We start from the raw sequence: 25,431 nt of genomic DNA on the forward strand, positions 1-25,431 counted from the left end.
ACGAAGTCATCTAAAACGACAGCGATACGGCGGCCGATGTTATCTGCTGTTACTCGTCTCCACTTGCGCGCACCTTCTGCATTCATCTGCATGGAAACTGCTGGTCGGGAACTTTGATCCAGGGTCTGGCGGGCATCTGTTACCACATCACCTTCTAAAAGTGCCTGGTCAGAAGAACGGTTAACTCGGATACCGTAAAGCTCTAAAAGCTCCATACCGTCCGCCTGCTGAGGCTTTACAGACCAGAGTAACTTTAGGTTTCTTGGCATCAAGCTTTTCACATCTTCGCGTGCGAAAATTCTATTAATCGTTACAGTGTCACGAATATCATACACCAAGCCATAATTCGCCTTCGTAAGTGCGAAAATAGGGGATACCTGAGAAGAAAAATCATCACCATCTTCGATTTCAGCGAGCTGACGCTCTAAGTCGATTTCCTCTTCCTCAGACGCACCTTCTTCGGTAGCTTCTGCTTCAGTAGTGCTAGTAGAAGTAGCCGCTTTTTTGGCTTTAGCCTCCTCCACTAAAAGCGTGTTGATGGCTTCTAAATCACCGATATATTCATTAATCTCGACTACTTCCCAAAACTGAAGCTTGGCCACGCCTTGTAAAAGGTTACGTACACGCTCTGGGTTATCTACACCAGGAAGTTCGATTTGAATACGGCCGGAACCTTGGATCCGCTGGATGTTCGGCTGAGAAGTACCGAAACGATCGACACGTGTTCTTAGAATGTTAAAAGAACGCTCTATCGCATTTTCTACTTCTGTGTTAATGATCGCTAAAATCTCTGAATCGGAAGATTCTAAGGAGATACGTCCACGGTTAGCGGCAGTAGCGAAAACGCTATTGAGCTTACGATCGCCTGCCTTATCTTTCCAAGCGCTGTAAAAGATGTCAGCGAAATTTTGATTGCTCGTTTTCGCTTCTTCTACCGCCTGCTCGATAGCGGCATTAAATTGAGGATCCTTGCTGTTTCCAGCCAGACCCCGCACGATTTCAGTAGGAGAGACCTCTAAGGTAACTTGCATACCGCCCTGAAGATCGAGACCTAAACCTAATTCGATTTCCTTAATTTCCTTATAAGTAAAGGAAGCGCCTAAGAAATTATACACGGGTAAGCGGTAGATGGAATCCAAATACGCTTGTCGCTTGACGAAGTCGACGTTACCATTTTCATCCGTGGCGTAGGCGACCGCTTCTTTTTGGATGTTATTGGATACAAATGTGAATGACAAGTAATACAGGCAGAGCCCTGTAATCACGACCGTCAAAAACACAATGAGGCCTTTGTTACGCATAGTAAATGTAGAAATATAAAGTATAAAGTATGATTACATGATTAGGAGACAGCTCCGTAGCTATAGGCGGACTGTCGAGAATAGTGTACTACCAGAAAGGAAATTAAGGGGCGTTCTTCGAAATGATACGCTCAAAAAGTATGGTGTTAAAATCGCCTGAAAGGGGTATCAAGCGAAGCGTCCACTCGCCTTTCGGCTGAAGGGGAGGCAAAATTTCATAAATAAAATAGAGCATCTGCTCTGCTATCAAGCTGATAAAAGGAAGAACTGCCTGCACGGGTGCCGCTAAAAAACTCTCCCCCGGGACACTCTCACGCTCTGCATCTGCTGATGCTGCCGATTGCTCTAGGTGCACATCAGCATGCTGACGTAGCTGCTCGTAAAGAAATTCCCCACTCGAAAACAAAAAGCAAAAAAATACAGCCAGCAGGAGCGATAAGCGCTGCTTCCATGTAACCGTATGTGTTGCCTTATTTTGTTTCATAATGGGCAAAGATAGTGAAATGCAACTACTTCCCTAAAAAATCAACAAAAAATATGTTAATTTCCTCGAGATGAGCACCTTGGAAATAGCCGAAGACCAAAAAAGGAGGCTAACCGTATCCGTCTAGCGGCTGATTTTCATCTTTAAATAAGTCCGGATAATGTCGAGCGCCTTATCAAAGCTCTTGTTATTCGGAATGATTAGATCTGCATCTTGCTTAAACGGCTCAATGTATTTTTCATACGTCGGCATCACATGCCGCTCATAGCGGTACAGTACATCGTCTAAATCATAGCCCCGCTCCACCTTATCACGCACGATACGGCGCTTCAGCTTGATGTACTCTTTCGCATCTATAAACACCTTTAAATCGAGTAAGTCTGCTAATTCAGGATAATACAAGACAAAAATACCTTCCACCACCACTACAGGAGCGGGTTCGAAGCTGAGCATCTTCGGCTTTTTATTGGGATTATTAAAGGTATATTCTTGCCGCTGCACCGTTTCCCCTCTCTGAATCTTCGCGATATCTTCCGCATACTGTTCGAAATCTATCGAGTGTGGGGTATCGAAGTTATGCACGCCCTTATCATCGATCGGCTGCAGGTGGCGGGGTTTGTAATAATTATCTTGTGAAATCAGACATACCTCCCCGGGTTCGAAGGCATGTAATAAACGATCCAAAAACAATGTTTTGCCGGAAGCACTGCCTCCTGTAATTCCTACGATGTACGGCCTGTTCATGGGTTACAAAATTAGAAAATTCTTAGCACTTACAACCCATTCCTGCCGCTCAAAATTAAAACCTCACCTATTTTAGGGCTTTTTTATCCTTTCCTGAAAAAAATCGACCAGCTGGCGTACGGCTTTACCCCGATGGCTGATCTGGTTTTTCTCCTCCATGGACATCTCTGCGAACGTGCGTTCCTGCCCCTCAGGAACGAAAAGTGGGTCATAACCGAAGCCGTCTGTACCTCTAAGCTCCTCGAGGATATGTCCATGCGCTTCACCGATAAAAGTATGCCGTTCATTTTCTTCTAAAATCAAGGCGATAACTGTTCGAAAAGCAGCATGCCGATCCGTTTTTCCACGCATTTCCTGCGCTAACTTGGCTACATTCCGCGCATCTGATCGCGGTTCTCCCGCATAGTAAGCCGCATGCACACCCGGCGCACCGCCCAGTGCAGACACTTCCAGCCCTGTATCATCCGCGAAACAGGGCACTCCATACTTTTCGAACACATAACTAGCTTTCTCGAAGGCATTATGCTCGAGGGTTTCGCCCGTCTCGGGCAAAACTTCCGTACACCCGATCTCCGCTAAACTCACTAACTCCACCGAATCCGGTAGGGCGGCCTGCACTTCAGCTAGCTTCTTTTTGTTATTCGTCGCAAAACAAATTTTCATCTTCTCCCGCTTAAAATTTCTCGGCTACTACTGCCATTAGCCGCTCCAGTTCCTGAACATCTACCGCTGTGAAATCATCCAGCTGATCACTGTCCACATCTAATACGCCTAAAACCACTCCATCCTTAACGATAGGAATGACCACTTCGGAACGGGAGGCACTACTGCAGGCGATATGGCCTGGAAAAGCATCCACATCCGGGACGAGGATACTTTGCGCCTGCGCCCAAGCCTGACCACAGACACCCTTACCTTTTCGAATCCTCGTACAAGCCAGTGGCCCCTGAAAAGGCCCTAACACAAGCTCCTCATCCTTTACCAGATAAAAGCCTACCCAGAAAAACCCAAAAGCCTCTCGCAGCACCGCCGAGACATTCGCTAAATTAGCGATCAGGTCGCTCTCTGCATCGATTAGTGCCTTAATTTGGGGATAAATCGCCTCGTAAACAGCTTGACGCTCACGGGTTTCTGGTAGAAATAAGGACTCTGCCATCTGTATCTTTGGTTTATTTGTACAAATTCAATTAAATGCGCCGGGCGGGGCATCAGCCACCTCAGCCTGTGCTTCACGATAATAATAGGCCAGCTGATCACCACCGATTTCCTCCACATGCGCGGCGGAAACGCCTAAACGGGGAGCTGCTAGGCCGCTGTGAAAACGCTGTGCACTGGTAAACACGCGCGCCTCGTCCCAAAGTTCCTGCTCCACAAAGCTCCGCAGGATCCCAGCGCCACCTTCCACGAAAATACTACGAATCCCGCGACCAAAAAGGTCCTCTAAACTACCGTGCAACTGGCTGCCTGGCCCTTGCGGCACATAAATCGGGCCTTGAATCACTTTCGGGGCAGTGAATTCCTCCTGTCGATGATAAATCAAGGTCAGCTGACCGTCTGCCAGCACATGGCGGTCTTCAGGAACCTCCAGGTGTTCGTCCAGCAGTACCCGCGTAGGAGAGGGGCCCACCCAGTCGCGCACATCTAGGCGGGGATTATCCGCGATAGCAGTTCCTGCGCCGACTAGGATAGCATCCTCCTCAGCCCGCCAGCGATGCACCAGCTGCCGGCTTAGGGAGGAGCTAATCCACTTAGAGTCTCCATTTTCTCGCGCCACGAAACCATCAGCCGTCTGTGCCCATTTTAGGATGATATAAGGGCGCTTTCGGCGCAAAGTAGCAAAAAAACGCCTATTCTGATGCCGCACTTCCCGCTCCAGAATGCCTACCTCCACCTCGATTCCGGCAGCCCTCAACTTGGCCACACCTTTCCCCGCCACTAAGGGGTTCGTATCCAAGGCAGCGATAACCACCTTCTTCACTGCACTTTCTACCAGCAAATCGGCACAGGGAGGGGTTTTGCCCCAGTGGGCACAGGGCTCTAAGGTAACATACACCGTAGATGCCGCTAAGCGTGCCGGATCCTGAACAGCGCGAACTGCATGCACCTCCGCATGAGGACCCCCATAGGCCTGATGATAGCCTTCCCCTATAATTTCATCTTCATGCACGATGACACAGCCCACCATCGGGTTAGGACTAACATGGCCTGCTCCTAAGGCGGCCAGCTCCAGGGCTCTTCGCATGTATCTTTCGTCGCTCATGGGGTTCGCTGCTGTAAAGTGATCGGATCTAGGTTCAGTTCGCCTCCCGGCAAAACAGTGAGATTAAACAAGGTGTCTACCGCGAACATGGGGTTACGCGGGAAGAAATACAGGTCATAGGTGCCATTTAATCCAAAAAGTGTGAAATCCCCCGTGGCAGCGTTTTCCTCTAGCGTCACCCCCGTGGCGATCGTATCCGTTTCGTTTACGGCCCAGACCTGAACCTCCATGCCACCCGGGCGAACGGCGCCACGAAGTCTTCCCGTTTCAGCCGTTACAAAACCACGTGCCACAGGCCGGAAAAATAGTTGACCACTCGCATTTTCGAATATCGAACGAAAAATATCTAAATCGATCACGAGGTCATAGGCGAAAGCCGGCAGTAAACGCGCGTTCACATTTATACTTAGCTGGCGCAAATTTTCATTGGTAAACGTAAGCGGAAGCACGCGTTCGTCTCCAAAACGGACTTCCTGCTGACCGCCGAAGAGTAGTTCCACGCGTTCTAATTGGCCGGCAGGGACCTCATCCCTACCCAGCAGCCCGAGGCGTCCCCCCACGAGAAGGCTAACATTTACCAAGCGTGTGGGGCCATCGTAAGGCACGAAAATCGGCATGCTTTCCCCTTCGAAAAAGAGATTAACGCCTTCGATTTCCACGAAAACCTGCTCGAAAGGTCCGGGTGCATCGGTTAAAAAGATATTTAACAAGGTTTCCGTTCGCTCCTCAGCATTCGAACAGGCGCTGAGGCCGAGGAGGAGAAAAACGATTAAGCTATAGAGAAGAGATTTCATGTCCTATGTGTGAGCGCTAGTCGATTTAAGCTTCTTATTAAAAGGTAAATTTACGCTTTTATCAGGAATTTTTAGATTTCTTTTCAGAAGCCTTACCTTTGTCTTTATGATGCAGTGGGAAAATCTACTCCGCCCGGGACGCTACACCCCTGGAAAACCTTATGTAAGCAGTGCTGAGCCGCACCGGAGCCCTTTCGAAAGGACTATGACCGCATCCTTTTTTCGGCACCCTTCCGAAATCTCCAGGACAAGACACAAGTCTTTCCCCTCCCTGAAAACGCCTTTGTCCATACTAGGCTCACACATAGCCTGGAAGTGGCCAGCGTGGGGCGCTCTCTCGGCAAGCAGGTAGGCGACTTTTTACTTCAGCGCTACACTTCCCTGCAGGAAAACTACACCACAGCAGACATCGCTGCCATCGTTTCGGCTGCGGCACTCTGCCATGACATCGGGAATCCTCCTTTTGGGCATGCTGGCGAAACGGCCCTCTCCGACTACTTTCGCTTCGGCGAATATGGCATGGTATGGCAGCGCTATGTGCAGCCAGAAGAGTGGGAAGATCTGATCGCCTTTGAAGGAAATGCACAGGGGCTGCGCATGCTCAGTGCCCCCCAGAGCGGCTTAAATCTCTCAGCCGCCACCGTGGCTGCCTTCATGAAATACCCGCGGCCTGCACAGCTCTTTCAGCCGGACCCCCACCGAAAAAGCCAGAAAAAGTACGGCTTCTTTGCCGACCAGGCAAAGGACGTAGAAGCTCTCTACAGTTACTTGGGCATACCTGAAATCGGCTCCGGCGCATTCTACCGGCACCCACTGAGCTTTCTAGTGGAAGCTGCGGACGATATCTGCTACAGCATGATCGACCTAGAAGATGCCTGTACCTTGGGCTTGATCTCAGAAAACACCTACGTCGAACTGCTGGCCTCACTACTCGGACACCGGTTTCAGCCGGAAAAACTGCGCGCTTATCCTGAAAAAACCCAGCGCCTAGCCGTTTTGCGCTCCCTGGCCATCGGTACCCTGATCGACAGCTGTGCTGCGGTCTTCCGGGAAGAGGAAAGCGCGATGCGCAAAGGGACCTTCGATCAGGCCCTTACCTCCTGCATTCCTGAAAAAGAGCCTCTAAACGCCATCGCACACTTTTCCGTGCAGCATATTTACCGCTCTGCACCGGTACTGGAAAAAGAGGCGGCAGGATTTCAGGTCTTAGAAGGGCTATTAGAAGCATTTCTGCGGGCCTTCCACCACGCGCGCTATCAGACCGAACGCTACGGCGGAAAAGACAAGAGCATGCTGCGGCTTCTTCCAGAAAGCTTACAGCTTAAAATCAAACAAGAGGAGTTCTCCACATACACGCTGCTTCGCCTGCTGCTGGATCACATCAGCGGCATGACCGACAAGCAGTCTCTTACCCTTTACCGAAAAGTTCGAGGCATCAGTTTACCTGGCCATTAATCGCCACCACTCGTTGCGCACCACTTGTCACGGAGACGCAGCGCGGGCTTGAAGTTTTGGGCGGCAGCCTGATGCAGCGCCCTGCACGCCCCGGCAGTATCATCTAGGGCCGCTAAGGATCTGGCCAGTAAAAAATAGGCTTGGGGAAACTCTGGGCGCTCCTGTATGGCACGGGAATAAGCCGCCACGGCCTCCTCATGGTTTTCTTGCTTGCGCGCTATATTCCCTAGGCCGAAATACACTTCCGCCGGAAACAGACCCTCACGTAAAAGCTCTTGATAAGCCGCATGGGCAGCATCCAGCTCTCCCGTTTTCTCCAGTGCGATGGTATGCATCAGCACGATTTCCTTATCTTCATGCACAGCTAAAATCGCTTGGAAATAGGTTAAAGCTGTTTCAAAGTCCCTGACTGCAAGCAGGTTCGCCCTTTTTCCTTCCCCGGGGCCGTAAACGTGGGCAGTGCGTCTCGCATTTGGGTAAAGAAAACGGGGTCTTGGTTGTCTGCATCCTGTTCCGCGAGTGTCAGCACGAAAGCCATCCCATTTAAAGAGGCTAAATGGTAGGGATTTATCGAAAGTACCTTCGTGTAGTGCTCGACAGCCAGTCTATAATGGCCAAAATGCCGCAAAAGCTCCGCTCGCGCGAAATAAAGCTGTGGGTCTTTCGTCTCGTACTTGATCGCCTTCGAATAATACTGCAAGGCCACATCGTAAACCTCCAGCTCTTCATACCCTTTCGCTAGGGTCGCATAAATCGACGCTTTCTGCGCCACGATATCGGCCTTATCGCCTAAGATACCATCGTAGCGTGTTCCTCTCAAATAATGTAACCGATTATCGAGCGAACGTAACTCCAGCAAGCGCTCTAAGTCAGGAATCGCAGCCACATAATCGCCACGTTCCGCACGAAGCATAGCATGCCCGTAAAGCGCCTGTGGTAGGTTCGGGGCCAGCTCCAGCAGGAGCACATAATCACCGATGGCACCCTCTCGGTTTCCCATTTGCTCACGAATAGCAGCACGAAGCAGATACGCTTCCTTAAAATAAGGATGATCTCGAAGAATCGTGGTAGTTAACTGCTCAGCACCTTTCACTTCACCCTCTTCCCAAAGCACCAAAACAGACGCTATCGCCTCTCTTTGGCTGTAGTCTTGCGCCTGAAGCGCAAAGGCCTGCAGAGCTAAAATCCATAAAAATGATAGGCTTTTGTATAGCATGGTAGAAATGATTACGTAAAAAGACTGGAAACCGTTGCTACTCCTTAAATTTAAGGGTATTATGGCGAAAAACATACAGCTTGTTTGGATTTAAACGTTTACATAAGAAACATTCTTCGCATAAGGCCGTTGAAAATGCAATCTACATGACTAAAAAAGAGACGTCACTGGCTATTTCACGTTATTTTCGGCACCTTTATTGCTGAACGGAGGTTTTATTATACAGTTTCTATAAAACAGTAAGGCATCATGAACAAAGTTACGCGTTACGTGCTGCTGGCTGCGGTAGGGTTAAGCATCAATTTTACAGCGTCTGCACAAAGCACACTTAACGAGGGGTCTATCTCTACCCAATTCGACTACTTGAATGAGATTTCGAATAACTATCAGGAGTTTAAAGTGGTAAAAAAGACCCACCTCGAACAGCTGAAAAAAAACGTAACCGATTCACTCCGCACCTACGCTGAAGAACAAAAGGTTCTGGCCGAAAAGATAAAACGCCAAGAAGCTGAGATAAAAAGCCTCCAAGAAGATCAGGAGACCCTGCAGGCTGAACTAAGTGAGGCGATCGCCAATCGCGAAAACCTGACCCTCTTAGGCATTCAAACCTCTAAAACTGTTTATAATTCCATTTTGTGGACCATCATCGCAGCATTAGCAGGAGCATTTGCCTTTTCTTTTATACAGTTTAGCCGCTCTCATAAAATTATCAAGCAAGCGCGCAAAGACCTCGCAGATACGATGGAGGAGTTCGAACAGCATCGAAAAAATACCCTAGATCGTGAACGCAAGTTGAAACGTGAACTAGTCGATGCCTTACAAGGCAAAAAATAAAAAAAGTCCTCCTGACCATGGATCGGGAGGACTTTTTAGGTATATGGGAAAGGCCTACGTGACCGATTTGCGGACACCACTCCGCAATACACCGCATTTGAAAAGGGATCAACACTCATCTAAGATCAACCAGAAACAAATAAAGTGGGTACGTAAGCCTTATGTAAAGAGCATCAACTAGGTAATCAGGATTAAGATAAGGAGGATAATAATGATCGCTCCCACACTTAAATAAACACCTTCCTGTTTTTTCGCTTCTTTTTTAAGCGCTTTCAGTTCCTTGCGTACCTCTTTACGCTCTGTGCTCGTCATGGCAGAAAAATCCATGTCTTTAATCTCATCCACGCGCTCCGAAATCTCCTCGGCACGTGACTTGACGAGCATCTCTTCAGCAGCGCTCACGGGCGCTACCTTCTCATCGGTACGCTCATTTAGGTTAGCCCAGGCACTAAAGCCTACAGTAACCACAAGGGCACAGGCTAATAACAGTTGCTTGATCATGTAGTTGATTGATTTTTAGGTACGTAATAATTATTTAGGTACTCGTCAACTCAAAATTGAGGCCAAAGATATGAAATTAATCCATTACTTCTAAAGATCAGCTAAAGATGAATAGCTAAAAAAGTATATATTCGGGTATTTTACTGAAAAAAATCAATTAGGCATGCTATGCTTTTACCATGCCATCTGATTTCTGTCGCTTAAAATCCCCTGCCGAGCCATTAAATTTCGTACCTTAGCCCGTTCGAAAGTGATTTAAAAAACTAGCTGAAGCACCCACCTGATATGACGAAGAAAGGGGATAAAAAACTATTTCTTTTAGATGCGATGGCGCTGATATACCGCGCGCATTTTGCGTTTAGCAAAAATCCACGTATTAACTCCAAAGGCCTCAACACGGGCATCATGCTGGGTTTTACGAATACGCTGCTCGAAGTGCTGGAAAAACAGGCGCCCAGCCACATCGCCGTGGTATTCGATACGAAAGCACCTACTTTTCGCCATGTGCAGTTCGAAGCCTATAAGGCGAATCGGCAGGAGCAGCCGGAGGACATCGAGATAGGTATTCCCTGGGTGAAGCAGCTCGTGCAGGCCTTCCGCATCCCCACCTTAGAACTGGACGGATACGAAGCGGACGACATTATCGGCACCTTGGCGAAAAAGGCAGAGCGTACTAGCTTCGTGGTGTACATGATGACGCCAGATAAAGACTACGGTCAGCTGGTAGAAGACCACATTTATCTTTACAAGCCTGCCTTTATGGGGAATGAGGTAGAGGTGCAGGGGCCGGCAGAGGTCTGTGCCAAATGGGACATCGAGCATCCCGACCAGGTCCGCGATATTCTGGGCCTGATGGGAGATAGTGTGGATAATATTCCTGGTATTCCGGGTATCGGTCCTAAAACTGCCGCCAAGCTACTAAAGCAGTACGGTACTTTAGAGAACCTTTTAGAAAACACCGCGGACTTAAAAGGCAAGCAGAAAGAGAAAGTGGAAGAATTCGCCCAGCAGGGCTTACTTTCTAAGGAGCTGGCTACCATAAAAGTAGATGTTCCTGTAGCCTTCGAAGAAGAAGCGCTCCGGTATAAAGGTCCTGACGAAGAAGTGCTGAAGGCCTTGTTCGCAGAGTTAGAGTTTAAAACCCTCACGAAAAGGGTCTTTGGCGAAGCCATAAAAAAACCAAAAGTGCAGGTGAGCGAGCAGCTCGGCCTCTTTACAGGAGAAGCGGAAAGCAAGCAGGAAGAGGTTACTGGCGTGGAGGCCACCGAACAGCGCGATAGTCCTTTCGGGGAGCAGGAGCTAGGGCCTGAAACGATCGCGACCCGCGCCCATCAGTACCACTTACTGGATAGCCAGGAGGACATCATGGGCCTCGTTCCCTTTTTGCTCCGACAGGAGCGCTGCTGCTTCGACACGGAAACCACCTCCGTGCATGCGCATGAAGCGGAATTAGTCGGGATCGCCTTCGCTTATGTGGAGGGAGAGGCCTTTTATGTGCCGATTCCAGCGGATAAGGAGGAGGCTGCGGCCAGGCTAGAGCTGCTCAGGCCCTTTTTCGAAGCGGAACATATTTTAAAAATAGGACATAACATCAAGTATGACATGCTGGTCCTCATGCGGCAGGGCATCGCTGTTCGTGGGCCCGTGTACGATACCCTCATCGCGCACTCGCTACTCGATCCTGAGGCGAAGCACGGCATGGATGCTTTAGCGGAGCGTTACTTGAATTATAAGCCAGTATCGATCGAGAGTCTGATCGGTAAAAAAGGCAAAAAGCAGGTGAGCATGCGGGATGTACCGGTGGAGGAGGTGGCTCCTTATGCTGCCGAAGATGCTGACATTACGCTGGCCCTGTATACCCATTTACAAGCACTTATTCGTGAGCAAGGGCTGGAAAAGCTGCTTTTGGAGGTGGAAAACCCGTTAATTCCTGTGCTGACGGCTATGGAGCTGGAAGGGTTCGCCTGAACACGGAGGACTTAGCGCTCATGTCGAAAGAATTAGAGCGGGAGGCCGCAGAAATCGAGGAGCAGGTATATGCCCTGGCAGGCGAGACGTTTAATTTGGCTTCGCCAAAGCAGTTAGGGGAGATTCTTTTCGGTAAGCTGGCCTTAGATCCGAAGGCGAAGAAAACCAAATCGGGACAGTATGCCACCGGAGAAGAGGTGCTGAGTAAGCTGGCTGGGGAGCATGAAATCGTGCGACTGATCTTATCGCATCGGCAGCTGGTGAAGCTGAAGTCCACCTATGTAGACGCACTGCCGGAGCTTATCGCCCAGGATACAGGACGCATTCACACCACCTATAACCAGTTTGTCACGGCGACAGGACGACTTAGCTCCACGAATCCCAACTTACAGAATATTCCGATTCGAACGGAGCGAGGCAGAGAGATTCGGAAGGCCTTCGTACCGCGGGATGCGGATCATGTGATTTTGGCGGCGGATTACTCGCAGATCGAGCTGCGAATTATGGCTTCCTTCGCGGAAGATACGTCCATGATCGAAGCATTTAAGGAAGGGCAGGACATCCATGCGGCGACGGCGGCTAAAATTTTTCAGGTGCCTCTGGAGGAAGTGGAGTCCGATATGCGAAGAAAAGCGAAAACGGCTAACTTCGGCATCATTTATGGGATTAGTGCTTTCGGACTAGCGGAACGCCTTTCGATTCCACGGGGAGAGGCCAAAGCCATCATCGAAACCTATTTCCAGCAGTTTCCTACAGTAAAGGCCTACATGGATCGGGTCATAGAAGAGGCACGTGAACAGGAGTTTGTGAGTACACTCCTGGGCAGAAAGCGCTACCTCCGGGACATTAACAGTCGCAACTTCACGATGAGGGGTTTTGCGGAACGCAATGCCATCAACACGCCGATCCAAGGCTCAGCGGCCGATATGATTAAGATCGCCATGATCAAGGTACACCGCTGGATGGAAGCGGAAGGCCTGCGCTCGAAGATGATATTGCAAGTGCATGATGAACTGGTTTTCGATGCTCATAAGGAAGAAGTGGAGCTGTTGAAGCAGGAAATTCCGAGGCTGATGGAAGAAGCGATGGAACTAAAGGTGCCGCTAGTCGTGGAAGTAGGAACAGGAGAGAATTGGTTAGAAGCACATTAAACGCATGTTACACACCTCATATTTAGAGATCAGCAAATCTGCGTACAAAAAAAATATCGCCTTTATCCGCTCAGAAGTAGGGGAGGGCACCGAAATTTCGATCGTCGTGAAGGGCAATGCCTATGGCCATGGAATCGAGGAAATCATTCCGCTGGCAGAGGCGAATGGCATTCGGCACTTCAGCACCTTCAGTGCGGATGAGGCAGCGCGCGTGCATGCTTGCAGCAGAAAAAACGCTACGGTGATGATCATGGGCATGCTTCAGGATGAAGATATGGAGCTACTCATAGAAAAAGGTATCGAGTTTTTCGTTTTTGAATTCGATCGCTTAAAAAGTACCATAGAAGTGGCACGCCGGCTGGGTAAAAAAGCCCGCATCCATGTAGAGGTGGAGACAGGATTTAAGCGTACCGGATTCGAGTGGGAGGACCGAGAAGCCCTCACTGAAATCCTGAAAAACTACGGCGAACATCTAGAGTTAAAAGGCCTCTGCACACATTATGCAGGCGCAGAAAGTATCTCCAACTATGTGCGCGTAACGCAGCAGATCAAACGCTTCGAACGCTTTTATACTTATTTCCAGGAGGTCGGTCTCTCTTTCGACCGTTATCACAGCGCCTGTTCGGCAGCCATGCTCAGCTATCCCTCCACGATCATGGATATGGTACGCGTAGGCATCGCCTCTTACGGGTTTTGGCCCACACAGGAAACCTACATGTACCGGTTCGACTCGTTACCCGAAGACGACAAGAATCCCCTAAAGCGTCTCATTTCTTGGAAATCAAGTGTAATGAGCTTGAAACAGGTGAAAATGGGCGAGTTTATCGGCTACGGTTCCAGCTACATGGCTCCGCGCGACATGACGATCGCACTCGTTCCTGTCGGCTATTCGCATGGTTTCGCACGCACCCTAAGTAACCAGGGCAAGGTCCTCATCGGAGGAAAAATTCTCTCTGTAGTGGGTACCGTAACCATGAACAGCATCTCCGTAGACATCACCGACGCAAAAGGCATTAAAAAAGGGGACGAGGTCGTACTCATCGGTAGGCAGCGCAAGAATGAAATTACCGTGGCCTCCTTTGGAGAATCCACCCAGCAGGTCAACTATGAGCTGCTCACCCGACTGCCCATGAACATCCCGCGGAAAATCGTGCCTTGAAAAGAAGCCGCTTAATCGAGGAGGGCGTCGATGTCCTCCTTGCTTAGACTCTTCATAAAACTTTCTTCCGTAGAAATTAGGCCTCCGGCCAAAGCCAACTTACGCTCCTGAAGCGCCATAATTTTTTCCTCTACTGTCTCTTTAGAGATAAACTTGTAGATAATCACCTTATTTTCCTGCCCAATACGGTGCGCACGGTCGATTGCCTGCGCCTCCACGGCTGGATTCCACCAGGGATCCAAGAGGAATACGTATTCGGCAGCCGTTAAATTCAAGCCTACTCCACCCGCCTTCAGGGAAATTAGAAAGACTTTCACCTCTTTGTCCTCCTGAAACTTAGTTACCTGCTCTCGGCGGTCCTTCGTCGTACCATCTAAATAGGCATAGGGCATACCCTTTTCCTCTAAGTATTCTCGGATGATAGCCAGATGCCGGACAAACTGACTAAAAACAAGCACCTTATGGCCTTCACTGGCCGTCGCATCGAGCATGTGGATCACATCCTCTAGTTTCCCGGAATCTCCGGTATAGCCTTTATCCACTAGGCGGGGGTGGTTCGCCAGCTGTCGAAGCTGCGTTAATCCACGTAAGAGGGTAAACTGCTGGTTGCGCAGTCCAGAGATGGAAAACTCCTGTGCGATTTTCTCTCGGTAACGGCTTTTAACTTCCTCGTAGACTTTTTCTTGCTCGGCAGTCATCGATGAATAGCGCACATTGATCACCTTTTCAGGCAGATCTGTGGCCACTTGGGTTTTTAGACGCCTTAAGATAAAAGGCTTGATCGTGGCATGCAGCTTCACGATTTTATCCGTATCCGCCTGCTTTTCGATCGGGAGCAAAAACTGTTTTTTGAAACTATTTTGATTCCCTAAAAGGCCTGGATTGATAAAGTTCATCTGCGACCAGAGGTCCATCGTGCCATTTTCGACGGGAGTACCTGTTAAAATCAGGCGATGATTGCAGTGCAGTTCATTAACCGCTTTTGCAATCCGGCTCCCTGGGTTTTTAATAGCTTGGGATTCATCTAAAATGATGTAATCGAAGTAAAATGACTTCAGAATCTCTATATCGATGCGCGTAATGCCATACGAGGTAAGCACGACATCATAGGCACTAAACTGTGCGGCGCGCTTAATCCGATGCGTGCCGGCATACACGAGCACCTTAAGCTTTGGGGTAAATTTTTTCGCCTCCACTTCCCAGTTGTAAATCAGTGAAGTTGGCATGATAAGTAGGGAAGTGGTTCCCTCGGCGGCCTCTTTGCGGTGCGCCAGCAGCGCTAAAGTCTGTACCGTCTTCCCCAGACCCATATCATCAGCCAAGCAGCCTCCAAAACTGTATTCGTTTAGAAAGCGGAGCCAGTTATAGCCTGCCTGCTGGTAAGGGCGAAGCTTCCCTTTAAAATAAGTGGATAGCGGATAATCTTCGATTTGGGTGAAGTCCTGTAGCTTCCTTAACTTATCGGAAAGGCTGACCTTCAGTAATTTATTTTCATTCAGCTCTTGGGCGAGCGCGATATGGTGCTTTTTCAGGATTAGGCTCGTCGTCGTACTATCCGGCTGCGTCTCCTCCTCTAGAAAAGAGAAAATCTCTCCGTAATCCACAAACCAAGAGCGAGGAATAACCGCGATCTCTCCATTTGGTAGTTCAAATTCCGTGACACCCTTAATCAGGTATTTACGAATTTTATGGAAAGGAATCTCATGCTCCCCGAATTTTACTACAGCATGCACATCGAACCAGTCGATATTTTCAGCCAGACGAATATTAATCTTCGCATGGCCCACGAAATAGCGCTTTTCCTTTTCTCCAGCTTGGCGCTGGACAAACTGTAGGCCTTCCTCTTCGAGCGTCGTCTTAAAACGGTTCAGCCAGTCGAAGGCCTCCGTCTTTTTCATCACCGCCTTGCTGCTTTGGATGTGCAGCCCGAGAGACTTCAGGCGCTCCAGCAGCTGATTTTCAAAATCTGGGTCTCGAACTACCTTATAAAAAGTATACTCATCCCCGATTTTTTCGAGCTCTGCATTACTTAACACGCGGTTATCCGCTCGAAAGCGATAAGAACCATACTGAAAGTGCAGTGTGAAAACGATTTTGCTTTCCTCCTCCACAGCCAGCTTGTTTCCGAATAGGTCTTGGGCCATTTTGCCTTCGGCAAAGTCCATAAACGTTAATATCCCCTGCGGTTTACTTCTCTCCACGATGATATCAAAGCCCTCCGCATGCACATCAAAGGAAGATACCAGCTGCGTGATAAATTTTTTATAATAAACTTCTTCTACGGCCTTCTTAACGATAATTCTTTTCTTAGAAAAGAAAGGCTTTAGCTTATAGCCATCGACACCCTTTTTAAAGCTATACAATTTGTCCTCCGCGATCATCCACGCAGGATCGTGACAGATCAGGTAAGAAGAATTAAACTGCCAGTTAACCAGTTCCCCTTGGTACTTAATCGTCGGCCAGTAATGGGTCACCTCCTCATTTCGCATAAAATGAAAGAGGACCTGCGCCCGCTTAGGGAGTATTTCTATTTCTTTCCAGGTAGGATTTCCATCCGAGCCCATAACGAAAAGCCTTTTGTTACGCAGCAGCTCTAAAATTTGAGCACGCTTCGTATCCATATTTTGGCGGATAAGGTCTATGAGCTGCTGATTCGGTGCCTGCGGATCGAAAATTTTACGCAAGAACTCCTTCGGCTTAAGCTTCTTTTTATTAAATGGCTTCACCACTTCCTCTTGCTGCATACTGTCCATTAGGCGGATAAGCTTATAATCCGCCTCATCACAAGAAGCAGCAAATTCATGCGCGTTTTTATAAGATATATTTTGATAAGCGAAGGAAAGCTTTCCCTTTTCATTTAACTGCACGACAAATGACTCGAAAAGTAATCCGAGGTATTCATGCTCGAAAAGCGAGTAAATAAGTTGATGAGGTGCCTCTGCAGAAACTTTCATAGATGGGCCCGTATAAGTCAGCTATACAAGCGATTTAGTGCTAAATTTTTTCGTAATTCAATTCGAAAATTAGCATTTATTTTTTTAGTATAAAAGAAATTAAGTACTTAAAAAGGAAACGTTATTTGGTGGGAAGAAGAAAAAATACGCTTCTCTATCAGCTGAGAACTGATTTTCTTGCACTTATTCGCTCGAAATGATAGTAGGTTCCGGCGGTGTCACTAAGGGTAAGGCGGGTAGCGCCCACTTCATGTAAGCGAAATCGGCTAGCTTGATGTTGTTCATCGAGGATCCACAAGTACCCCGCAGTATCGATGACATAAGGACGCCCTTGAGGATATTTTTCATTGTAAATGTGTGTAGGACCTATGGTATACCAGAGAGCTTCGTTTTGCTCTTCCTGCCAATAACCAAAAATAACCGGGAGAAGCTCTACAAAAAGCTCCTCCCGGCTGGTGTGTAAGTTTCGCTTAAAAAGTTTTGGGCAGTCACTGCCCATTAAAAAATAAATATCCTGGTGGCCACCCTCTAAGTGAATAGACCATACAGCATAGGCGCTGTCAGGTATCTGATGTGCTGCATAGTCAGATGCATCGATTCGACAGGCGCGTTCACCTTGAAGAAAAGACAGGACATATTCCTTTTCGGGACTTTCAAAAACTACCATAAAATCAAACATGCCATTCGTGAGTGCGCTGCCCTTTTCTACCCTAATCAAAAACGCTCTTTCCAGATCATCCTTGTGAACAGACGCCTTCTTACATGCTGTACCCAAAAAAAGAATCACAAAAATAAGTCCTATGTCCTGTGCTCTTTTCATGTGATAAAGATAGGTAAATTCCCCCCTGCGAAAAGTGAGAATTCACGAAAAAGGCTCGAACCTGCACGAGACCCTCAATCCAATTCATAAAAGAAATGCCTGCCCATCACGAAGACAAGCAGGCACATCCATAAGCAGGTAATTAAAGAATAATTATCTGTTTTTCACATATTTCTCTAACCATTCGTGCTGCTCATAAAGTGTATGCAGAATAGACTCACGAGCCGCATAGCCATGGCTTTCATGCGGAAGGAAAACCAATCGAGTAGTAGCTCCGTGCCCTTTTAGCGCATTATAGTAGCGCTCACTTTGTACTGGGAAAGTACCGGAGTTATTATCCGCCTCTCCGTGGATGAGTAAAATAGGCGTTTTCACCTTATCCGCGTTCATGAAAGGAGACATGGTATTATACACATCAGGGCTTCCCAGTAGGTACGCTGCTCATACTGGAAGCCGAAAGGTGTCAGCGTACGGTTATAGGCACCGCTACGCGCGATACCCGCCGCAAATAGATCTGAATGGGAAAGTAAATTGGCCGTCATAAAGGCCCATACGAGTGTCCACCTACAGCGATACGGTTACGATCACCGATACCACGCTCCACGATATAATCGATAGCCGCCTCTGCATTCGCTACCAGTTGCTCTACGAAGCTGTCATTCGGCTCGATTTCACCCTCACCTACGATCGGCATTTCTGTTCTGTCCATAATCGCATAACCTTGGGTTACCCAGTACAGTGGAGACCCCCAGCTCAGGCGGGTAAAGGTATGCTTGGACCCACGTACCTGCGCAGCTACTTCGGCAGACTTATACTCCCGAGGATACGCCCACATCACCACAGGAAGTGGACCATCACGCTCTGCATCATAACCCTCCGGCGTATAAATTACAGCAGAAAGGTTCAGCCCATCTTTACGAGAGTAGGTGACCAGTTCCTTCTGTATGCCTGCGATAGCCGCATACGGATTTTCGAAATCTGTTAACTGCATCGGTGCGATACGGCGCTTGGTATTGACCAACCAATAGTTAGGCTGCAGTTCCGTGCTCTCTTTTAAGGTAATAAACTCTGTAGCATCAGCATTTAACACCCGTACGACACGCTCATAGAAGGGCGCTTCCGATCTCCAAAGGATCTTTTGTTCTTTTTTCTTTACATTAAATGCGGAAAGGAAAGGGTAACTGCCATCAGGGGAGCCTCCCTCACTGGTCATGAAGACATCATCGCCCTTTTTAAGCAAGACAGAGCGACCGAACTCATTTGTCTTCGTAACTGGTGACCCTGGATCGTTATAAATATCATCCGAAGAGCGCTCGATAATTACACGAGGCTTCTGCGCAGGATTCTCCGGGTTAATTACGCTCACCCGCTCTTGGCGACTAGCAAACCAGCGCTCACTTAAAAGCGCGAAATTCTTATCTTCCGACCACGTAATGCCACCAAAACGGTATCCGATAGCCGCTAACTTTTGCTTCTCACCATTAAACGGCGCATCCCAAGTATAGATGATCTCTCTTTCTTCCATCTGCTTGCGCGGATCACCACCGTCCTGAGCTTCTACCCAGTATAAGGTAGCCCCCTTATCGGCTCTCCAGCTGATAGAACGAGGACCCTCCACCGTGGCATCGAAACCTGTAGGGCGCACTTCATCCAGCGGTCGAGAGGTGATCAGCTTCACCTGCTTACCCGTACGATCCAGTACCTCCACATCGTAAGGAAAACGAGAGGCAGGAACTAAATAAGAGAACGGTCTCTGAATGCGATCCACCATGAGGAACTTGCCATCAGGAGAAAGGCTCATCCCTTTAATCATACCCGGTGCACCTACAGGCTTTTGGCTGCCATCCAGCATCACTTCCATGAGCTGGGAATCCATAAAATAGGCGAAAAGATCCTCTTCGTAAGGATTCGTCAGCAGATCCTGATAAGTTCTGGAAGGAGCTGCATTTCCTGAAGTTTCCTGAACATTAGGCCCTACCGGGGCCAAAGGTGCCTGCGGCATCGTCCCACGCTTCGGATTCACCGCCTTTACGATGATCGTATTTTCTGGCGTCCAAGTGGTAGCATTTCCGTAAACCATATTGACCTTTAGGTCTCCGAGCTGTTTCGCCTCATAAGTCACCATGTCGACGACCCATAGCGTCACACCGTCTGCTTCCGTATGATAAAAAGAAAGAAATTTCTCGTCCTTAGAAAAAGAGAAGCCAGAAAGCTTCGGCTTTGCCGGCAAGCCTTTTACCTGAATTTCATCTCCTGAGCGAGTCTTTCTGATCTTAAAATTTTCGACACCTCCCGTTCGGGAAGGACCTGTGGTGGCAGGATTAATTCGGATACCCGCTATTCGGAGCTCTGGCTGCGCTAAATCCTCTATACTCGGATTTCCAGCCCGCTCTAATACTAACATCATCTCACCATCACGACTAAAACTAATCGACGGTGTATTCGGCGCATCTACTAAATCTGCGATGGCTTTCGGGGGCACTTGATAGGTCGCTTTGTCCTGCGCGAATGAAGCAGCAGGAGCGAGGTACAGCATAAAGGCCGCAAGACCTATCCGTAACCAGGTAACCTTAGGTTTCCACATATTGCTATTTTTATAAAATGATCAGTTAAAAATACAGTATTTTAAAAGCTACTGGTCCTGTTTTACTTTTACAGGCTACTCTCTTATATAAATGGTTCGCTAATCGCATAAATTGAAAAAAAGGCCTAGCCAGTGAACGTTTTCCCAAGAACAAGTCCAGCTACGCATGCTGCAGGATAACTTCATCTAAAAAAACAAAAACGCTTTCCCATAAGGAAATCAGCTTAACCTAAAAGGTACTCACAGAGAGTTCACGAAAAAAGCCAGGACGTACATCCTGGCTCTTGTTATTTCCTTTGCGCGTAAGCGCTGAAGCATAACGCTTATTTATTTTCCTTTCGCTCCGACCGAAATCATAGCACATCTGAAGCCGATGTGGTTCGTGGCAGAATCCTGATGCATAAAACGTCTGGTACCTGGAGACAACCAGTAGGCCATATCTCTCCAAGACCCTCCTTTATACACGCGGTGGTTATCATCGAAAAACGAAATCATATAATCCTCCTCCGGGTCCTTGTAACCATCCTTACGCACTGGGTTCAGGTCATCCATATCTTGGTAGGACATCGGACGATACACATCGTACACCCATTCGTTTACATTACCAGCCATGTGGTAAAGTCCAAAATCATTAGGAGGCATATCGTACACGTTAGTAGGTAAAATCTCCCCATCATTCGCCATGCCACCGGAAAGACCCGCATAATCCCCTCTACCTCGTTTAAAGTTAGCGAGAAAATCCCCTTGGCTACCTTTTCTTCTTACTGTGTACGGATTTCTTAGGCCGCGACCATCCCATGGATAGATACGTCCATTTTCTTGGTTTTCATCGCGGTACTGGGTGCCTACCATGGCTTTGGCAGCATATTCCCACTCCGCCTCATTCGGTAAGCGGTACTCAGCGATGGCCACACCTCTTTCGATTAAGCGGGTCTTCGAAAGGGTGCTGTCCACCTTATTTTTTTCCATAAAAAGACGGCTCACCACTTCTGTTCTCCACTGGCTGTAAGCGGTGGCCTGCTTCCAAGACACCCCTACCACGGGGTAAAAGTTAAATCCAGGGAATCGGAAATAATAGTTATCGTATACATCATTATACGAAAGTGACCCTCTCCATACATTTTCGTCTGGCTCTAGCTTCATGATGGAGTCCGTGCTGACACGCTTACGCATGTCAAAAAGAAACTCTTTATAATCCACATTCGTCACCTCTGTCTCATCCATGTAGAAAGAGGCCACCGTCACTGTACGCTCCGCATTATCACGAAAAGCCATAATATCCTCTTCCTGAGAACCTAAAACAGTTCTTCCTCCCTGAATGTAACGAAGGCGCGGGCCTACCTTCTGATCCGATATCTTCGTAACGAAAAAATTTGTGCTATCCGCATCCTTAAAGCTATAAGAAGCACCTGTGGAGGCAGAAGTCTTTCCGGGCTTGGCGGCAGTTCTTCTACCATAACTAGGATTTCGATTACATGAGGCTAAAATACTTCCCCCCACGATAAGCGCGATTCCCATAAATAAACTCCACTTTGAACTACTTGAAGTCATGGTTTTCATGTTTGTAATTGTCGCTATTAAAACGCTAATATAGGTGCAATATTCACCCAGCACAATAAAACATGCGGGTAATTTATGCTAATCTACAGGACTTATCGGAAATTCCGACGTTATAAAACTTCATTTTTCATGCCCTGTAACCACTCGATCGCCTTTTTGACCGATTTTACGTCTGAAACAGTAAGCATTAAACGCTTCCGATATTCTTTTATTTTACAGGTTTTCGGGTGATAACTGATAAACTTTAGAATTTTCTGGAAAACATCCTGCTTAAAATACTGCTCCCTATCGGAAGGAACGAAATAGCACTTCATCTGTTCATTTTTCAGCACTAACTTTTCGAAACCGAGACGCTCCGCCTCCCACCGTAAGCGCACTGTGGCCATTAACCGGAGGATAGGAGGGGGCAGGGGCCCAAAACGATCGACCAGCTCCTTCTCGAATGCCTCCAGTTCGGCTTCTTGTTTAATTCCGTCCAACTTACTATACAGCGCGAGCCGCTCGGAAATATTCGAAACATACGTTTCAGGAATAAGTATCTCCATATCCGTTTCGATCACGCAGTCCTGAACTAAAACCTGGACCTTCTCCTTAAAGTCTTCTTCAAAAAGTGCTGCAAACTCATTTTCTTTCAACTCTTGCACGGCTTCGTCGAGAATTTTATGGTAAATATCAAAACCCAAATCCGTTATAAAGCCGCTTTGCTCCGCTCCTAACAAGTTACCGGCACCTCGGATATCTAAATCCCGCATGGCCACCTTAAATCCATCTCCCAAATCAGAAAACTCTTCTAGCGTCTGTAAGCGCTTCCGCGCCTCGGGTGTAAGACCTGAAGTAGGGGTGGTCAGCAGGTAACAAAAGGCCTTTTTATTACTTCTCCCCACGCGACCGCGCATCTGGTGTAAATCACTTAGCCCGAACATGTGTGCGCGGTTAATAATGATGGTATTCGCATTCGGAATGTCCAGACCGGATTCTATGATATTTGTAGAAACGAGTACGTCATAAGCACCTTCTATGAAGTCCACCATCACTTTTTCCAGTTTCTTGCCATCCATTTGGCCATGGGCCCTATCACACGGGCATCAGGTACCAGACGCATGATCAAGTTCGCGATGGAATCGATTTCTCCCACGCGGTTATGCACGAAGAAAACCTGACCACCACGGCGTAGCTCATAGGCGACCGCATCTCGGATGACCTCCTCCTGAAAGGTGTGAATTTCCGTGGTTACCGGCTGCCGGTTAGGGGGTGGGGTGGCGATAACGGAAAGATCCCGCGCCCCCATAAGAGAAAAGTGCAGCGTACGTGGAATCGGGGTGGCGGTCAGGGTGAGCACGTCCACATTTACCTTCATCTGCTTTAGCTGGTCCTTCACTTTCACGCCGAACTTCTGCTCTTCGTCGATAATGAGCAGCCCGAGGTCTCGAAAGGAGATATCCTTATTCACGATACGATGTGTGCCCACCAGAATATCGATTTCTCCACTGGCCACCTGCTTGATGATTTCCTTAATTTCCTTAGCCGTGCGGAAACGGTTAATGTAATCCACCTTGACGGGAAAATCCTTTAGACGCTCCTGAAAGGTGCGAAAATGCTGCATGGCCAGAATGGTAGTTGGCACTAGCACAGCCACCTGCTTCCGGTCGTTCACTGCCTTAAACGCCGCACGCACAGCTACTTCTGTCTTGCCAAAGCCCACATCCCCACACACGAGCCGATCCATCGGATAGCTTTTTTCCATATCCTTTTTCACATCTGCTGTAGCGGAAGCTTGATCAGGGGTATCTTCGAACACAAAGCTACTCTCTAATTCTACCTGCAGTACCGAGTCGCCATTAAAAGCGAAACCTGGGGCATTGCGACGCTTAGCATACAGGGCGATCAAGTCTTTCGCGATGTCTTTTACCTTACGCTTAACCTTCGCTTTTTTATTGTCCCACTCTGGCGAACCCAGCTTAGACATGGTCGGTAAGGTCCCTTCCTGACCGCTGTATTTAGAAACCTTATGCAGCGCATGAATATTTACGTACAGCAGATCGTCATCACGGAAAATGAGACGGATAGCTTCTTGCATTTTGCCATTTACATCTACCTTTTCCAGCCCCGCAAAGCGCCCAATACCATAGTCGATATGGACCACGAAATCTCCAGGCTGAAGGTTTTTAATCTCCTTCAGCGTGAGGGCCTTCGACTTCGACGACTTCCGCTTGACCTTATACCGGTGATACCGTTCGAACAGTTGATGGTCTGTGTAACAGAGCAGCTTCATGCGCCGATCGATAAATCCTTCGCGAAGCCCGATTTGCAGGTACTGCACCCCTAAAGTCGGGTCCAGCTCACGAAAAATATTGGCTAATCGCTCCAGCTGCTTATCATTTTCAGCTGCTAAAATCGTCGTGAAACCCTGCTTGGCATACTCTTGTAAATCCGTCACGAGCAGCTCGAAATTTTTATTAAAAGAGGGCTGGGGAGCTGCGTCCCAGTGTAGTGTATCCGCATCGGAGACGCTATAGTGAAAGCGATGGCCGATTTCGACACGCTTGAACCGCTGCAGCCTTTGCGCGAGCGCCTCCCCCGAATCGAAAAGCAGCGCGGGCTCAGGCAGCAGACTGGCTTTACTCCGTTCCACCTGCACTTGGTACTGCTCCTGGGCGCGTAGATAAAACTTGTCCATCGTTTCCAGGGTCAGCTGGGTATCCTTTAGCCATACCACGCTGGTCTCGGGCAGAAAATCAAGTAGCGACTGGCGCTCTTCTTTCAGCAGCTGGGTCTGCACATTCGGCAGCAGGCTGATGGATTCCACCGGTTCTAGTGAAAGCTGATCCTCCGGATCAAAGGTCCTGATGCTCTCCACCTCCCGGCCGAAAAGCTCTATGCGGTAAGGGTATTCGTTAGCATAGGAAAAGACGTCGATAATACCACCTCGGATAGAAAACTGGCCCGGCTCATAAACGAAATCCTCCCGTTCGAAGGCATAGGCCTGTAACATTTCAGAAAGGAACTCGATGTCGATTTTTTCACCGACCTTTACCGCTATGCTATTTTCTGTGAAAGAGCGCTTATTCAGCACCTTTTCGTAAAGTGCCTCCGCATAGGTGACCAGCACATAAGGGGTCTCCGGGTCTAGTCGCGAGAGTGTGGACAGGATCTCGGCCCGCATCAGTACGTTCGCGTTATCCACTTCTTCTATTTGGTACGCCTTCTTAAAACTAGAAGGAAATAAAGATGAATTTTTATTTCCTAAAATTTCTTGGAGGTCGGACTGTATATACGCAGCTTCCTCTTTATCGGAGGCGATAAACACTTGAAGGCCGGTTAAATGGCGCGTGGCCGCTGCTATCAGGAGGCTATCCAGACTTCCAGTAGCCTTTTTTAAATGGAAAACGCCGTCTTTACGCGTCCCGATTTCCGCTAAAAAAGCGCGGTAAAAGGGATCATTTTCGTACAAGGACAGAAAAGCGTGTATATTCAAAACGAAGTACTTTTGTGTTTAAATTCGGGTGTGTAAATCAGTTTTTCTCCTCGGCGCTCCCGCGCCAAAAATAGGGAGTGCTGCCAGTTTTCGTGACAAAAGTACCACATTCTACGCATTTCGTCTATAAAATTTGCTTTTCCCTGAACTACCTACAGGTTAAAGGGTTTT

19 protein-coding genes and 2 pseudogenes are annotated in these 25,431 nt (G+C 48.2%); 4 read left to right on the forward strand and 17 right to left on the reverse strand.

Annotation, left to right across the window (positions count from 1 at the left end; genetic code table 11):
- The 7 genes from A3SI_RS05610 to A3SI_RS05640 form a co-directional block, all read right to left on the reverse strand.
- On the reverse strand, nucleotides 1-1,301 hold a 1,301-nt coding region (locus tag A3SI_RS05610; protein ID WP_040670278.1), incomplete at its 3' end, for a SecDF P1 head subdomain-containing protein.
- A gap of 103 nt (nucleotides 1,302-1,404) precedes the next feature.
- Nucleotides 1,405-1,785: a hypothetical protein gene (locus A3SI_RS05615; RefSeq protein WP_009054230.1), complete on the reverse strand. Its 381-nt coding sequence runs from the start codon at nucleotides 1,783-1,785 to the stop codon at nucleotides 1,405-1,407.
- A 123-nt stretch (nucleotides 1,786-1,908) separates the two neighbouring features.
- The gene (gene udk / locus A3SI_RS05620) at nucleotides 1,909-2,529 is read right to left on the reverse strand and encodes a uridine kinase (protein WP_009054233.1); all 621 of its coding nucleotides are present in this window, start codon (nucleotides 2,527-2,529) and stop codon (nucleotides 1,909-1,911) included.
- Between the two features lie 72 nt (nucleotides 2,530-2,601).
- On the reverse strand, nucleotides 2,602-3,192 hold the full coding sequence (rdgB, locus tag A3SI_RS05625; protein WP_009054239.1) for an RdgB/HAM1 family non-canonical purine NTP pyrophosphatase: 591 nt from the start codon (nucleotides 3,190-3,192) through the stop codon (nucleotides 2,602-2,604).
- 10 nt (nucleotides 3,193-3,202) lie between these two features.
- Nucleotides 3,203-3,685, reverse strand: coding sequence for a GAF domain-containing protein (locus tag A3SI_RS05630; protein WP_009054240.1), 483 nt, complete (start codon nucleotides 3,683-3,685; stop codon nucleotides 3,203-3,205).
- A 27-nt stretch (nucleotides 3,686-3,712) separates the two neighbouring features.
- The gene (ribD, locus tag A3SI_RS05635) at nucleotides 3,713-4,789 is read right to left on the reverse strand and encodes a bifunctional diaminohydroxyphosphoribosylaminopyrimidine deaminase/5-amino-6-(5-phosphoribosylamino)uracil reductase RibD (protein WP_009054241.1); all 1,077 of its coding nucleotides are present in this window, start codon (nucleotides 4,787-4,789) and stop codon (nucleotides 3,713-3,715) included.
- Nucleotides 4,786-5,583 (reverse strand): DUF4382 domain-containing protein, encoded by a 798-nt coding sequence (locus A3SI_RS05640; RefSeq protein WP_009054244.1) that lies wholly within the window; start codon nucleotides 5,581-5,583, stop codon nucleotides 4,786-4,788. Before A3SI_RS05640 ends, ribD begins: the two co-directional genes overlap by 4 nt.
- A gap of 213 nt (nucleotides 5,584-5,796) precedes the next feature.
- Between A3SI_RS05640 and dgt the strand changes: the two genes are divergently transcribed.
- Nucleotides 5,797-7,038, forward strand: coding sequence for a dGTP triphosphohydrolase (dgt, locus tag A3SI_RS05645; protein WP_083836451.1), 1,242 nt, complete (start codon nucleotides 5,797-5,799; stop codon nucleotides 7,036-7,038).
- On the opposite strand, the gene A3SI_RS05650 is transcribed toward dgt, so the two are convergent.
- Both A3SI_RS05650 and A3SI_RS05655 read right to left on the reverse strand, forming a co-directional pair.
- Complete coding sequence (locus A3SI_RS05650) at nucleotides 7,035-7,400, reverse strand: tetratricopeptide repeat protein (RefSeq protein ID WP_009054250.1); 366 nt, start codon at nucleotides 7,398-7,400, stop codon at nucleotides 7,035-7,037. The two genes, dgt and A3SI_RS05650, sit on opposite strands and share 4 nt — an antisense overlap.
- 23 nt (nucleotides 7,401-7,423) lie before the next feature.
- Nucleotides 7,424-8,254 (reverse strand): tetratricopeptide repeat protein, encoded by an 831-nt coding sequence (locus A3SI_RS05655; RefSeq protein ID WP_040670282.1) that lies wholly within the window; start codon nucleotides 8,252-8,254, stop codon nucleotides 7,424-7,426.
- Between the two features lie 249 nt (nucleotides 8,255-8,503).
- On the opposite strand from A3SI_RS05655, the gene A3SI_RS05660 reads away from it, so the two are divergent.
- Nucleotides 8,504-9,088 carry a hypothetical protein gene (locus A3SI_RS05660; protein WP_009054253.1) on the forward strand — a complete coding sequence of 195 codons (585 nt, stop codon included), beginning with the start codon at nucleotides 8,504-8,506 and terminating at the stop codon, nucleotides 9,086-9,088.
- A 177-nt stretch (nucleotides 9,089-9,265) separates the two neighbouring features.
- Here the strand turns inward: A3SI_RS05660 and A3SI_RS20265 are convergent, their stop codons facing one another.
- Nucleotides 9,266-9,589, reverse strand: coding sequence for a hypothetical protein (locus A3SI_RS20265; RefSeq protein ID WP_009054254.1), 324 nt, complete (start codon nucleotides 9,587-9,589; stop codon nucleotides 9,266-9,268).
- A gap of 285 nt (nucleotides 9,590-9,874) precedes the next feature.
- On the opposite strand from A3SI_RS20265, the pseudogene polA reads away from it, so the two are divergent.
- Both polA and alr read left to right on the forward strand, forming a co-directional pair.
- Nucleotides 9,875-12,708: pseudogene (gene polA / locus A3SI_RS05670) on the forward strand (DNA polymerase I).
- A 4-nt stretch (nucleotides 12,709-12,712) separates the two neighbouring features.
- Complete coding sequence (gene alr, locus A3SI_RS05675; protein WP_009054255.1) at nucleotides 12,713-13,867, forward strand: alanine racemase; 1,155 nt, start codon at nucleotides 12,713-12,715, stop codon at nucleotides 13,865-13,867.
- 11 nt (nucleotides 13,868-13,878) lie between these two features.
- Here alr and A3SI_RS05680 read toward each other — a convergent pair whose 3' ends face one another.
- The 7 genes and pseudogenes from A3SI_RS05680 to mfd all read right to left on the reverse strand — a co-directional run bounded on the left by A3SI_RS05680 (nucleotide 13,879) and on the right by mfd (nucleotide 25,260).
- Nucleotides 13,879-16,821, reverse strand: coding sequence for a DEAD/DEAH box helicase (locus A3SI_RS05680; protein ID WP_009054257.1), 2,943 nt, complete (start codon nucleotides 16,819-16,821; stop codon nucleotides 13,879-13,881).
- A gap of 157 nt (nucleotides 16,822-16,978) precedes the next feature.
- A complete protein-coding gene (locus A3SI_RS05685; protein WP_009054259.1) occupies nucleotides 16,979-17,641 on the reverse strand; it encodes a hypothetical protein in 663 nt (220 codons plus the stop codon).
- A 153-nt stretch (nucleotides 17,642-17,794) separates the two neighbouring features.
- Nucleotides 17,795-18,031 carry an alpha/beta hydrolase family protein gene (locus tag A3SI_RS22260; protein WP_316929089.1) on the reverse strand — a complete coding sequence of 79 codons (237 nt, stop codon included), beginning with the start codon at nucleotides 18,029-18,031 and terminating at the stop codon, nucleotides 17,795-17,797.
- Nucleotides 18,028-18,183 (reverse strand): hypothetical protein, encoded by a 156-nt coding sequence (locus A3SI_RS22265; protein ID WP_316929090.1) that lies wholly within the window; start codon nucleotides 18,181-18,183, stop codon nucleotides 18,028-18,030. Before A3SI_RS22265 ends, A3SI_RS22260 begins: the two co-directional genes overlap by 4 nt.
- Nucleotides 18,180-20,225, reverse strand: a complete 2,046-nt coding sequence (locus tag A3SI_RS05690) for an alpha/beta hydrolase family protein (RefSeq protein WP_009054261.1) — start codon at nucleotides 20,223-20,225, stop codon at nucleotides 18,180-18,182. The genes A3SI_RS22265 and A3SI_RS05690 overlap by 4 nt, the downstream gene beginning before the upstream one ends.
- Nucleotides 20,226-20,552: 327 nt before the next feature.
- Entirely contained in the window at nucleotides 20,553-21,776 is a 1,224-nt protein-coding gene (gldJ, locus tag A3SI_RS05695) for a gliding motility lipoprotein GldJ (protein WP_040670300.1), read from the reverse strand.
- 119 nt (nucleotides 21,777-21,895) lie between these two features.
- A pseudogene (gene mfd / locus A3SI_RS05700) lies at nucleotides 21,896-25,260 on the reverse strand (transcription-repair coupling factor).
- Nucleotides 25,261-25,431 lie beyond the last annotated feature (171 nt).

Origin of the sequence: Nitritalea halalkaliphila LW7 (genome assembly GCF_000265075.1) — a bacterium.
GTDB lineage: Bacteria > Bacteroidota > Bacteroidia > Cytophagales > Cyclobacteriaceae > Nitritalea > Nitritalea halalkaliphila.

Bases quoted from the DNA above. Each gene is read 5' to 3' on its own strand.
- A3SI_RS05685 (WP_009054259.1), bottom strand. From the start codon at position 17,641: ATGAAAAGAGCACAGGACATAGGACTTATTTTTGTGATTCTTTTTTTG.
- udk (WP_009054233.1), bottom strand. From the start codon at position 2,529: ATGAACAGGCCGTACATCGTAGGAATTACAGGAGGCAGTGCTTCCGGC.
- A3SI_RS05660 (WP_009054253.1), top strand. From the start codon at position 8,504: ATGAACAAAGTTACGCGTTACGTGCTGCTGGCTGCGGTAGGGTTAAGC.
- A3SI_RS05640 (WP_009054244.1), bottom strand. From the start codon at position 5,583: ATGAAATCTCTTCTCTATAGCTTAATCGTTTTTCTCCTCCTCGGCCTC.
- rdgB (WP_009054239.1), bottom strand. From the start codon at position 3,192: ATGAAAATTTGTTTTGCGACGAATAACAAAAAGAAGCTAGCTGAAGTG.
- A3SI_RS22265 (WP_316929090.1), bottom strand. From the start codon at position 18,183: ATGACGGCCAATTTACTTTCCCATTCAGATCTATTTGCGGCGGGTATC.
- A3SI_RS05630 (WP_009054240.1), bottom strand. From the start codon at position 3,685: ATGGCAGAGTCCTTATTTCTACCAGAAACCCGTGAGCGTCAAGCTGTT.
- A3SI_RS05680 (WP_009054257.1), bottom strand. From the start codon at position 16,821: ATGAAAGTTTCTGCAGAGGCACCTCATCAACTTATTTACTCGCTTTTC.
- A3SI_RS20265 (WP_009054254.1), bottom strand. From the start codon at position 9,589: ATGATCAAGCAACTGTTATTAGCCTGTGCCCTTGTGGTTACTGTAGGC.
- A3SI_RS05655 (WP_040670282.1), bottom strand. From the start codon at position 8,254: ATGCTATACAAAAGCCTATCATTTTTATGGATTTTAGCTCTGCAGGCC.
- A3SI_RS22260 (WP_316929089.1), bottom strand. From the start codon at position 18,031: ATGAACGCGGATAAGGTGAAAACGCCTATTTTACTCATCCACGGAGAG.
- A3SI_RS05690 (WP_009054261.1), bottom strand. From the start codon at position 20,225: ATGTGGAAACCTAAGGTTACCTGGTTACGGATAGGTCTTGCGGCCTTT.
- A3SI_RS05615 (WP_009054230.1), bottom strand. From the start codon at position 1,785: ATGAAACAAAATAAGGCAACACATACGGTTACATGGAAGCAGCGCTTA.
- gldJ (WP_040670300.1), bottom strand. From the start codon at position 21,776: ATGACTTCAAGTAGTTCAAAGTGGAGTTTATTTATGGGAATCGCGCTT.
- ribD (WP_009054241.1), bottom strand. From the start codon at position 4,789: ATGAGCGACGAAAGATACATGCGAAGAGCCCTGGAGCTGGCCGCCTTA.
- alr (WP_009054255.1), top strand. From the start codon at position 12,713: ATGTTACACACCTCATATTTAGAGATCAGCAAATCTGCGTACAAAAAA.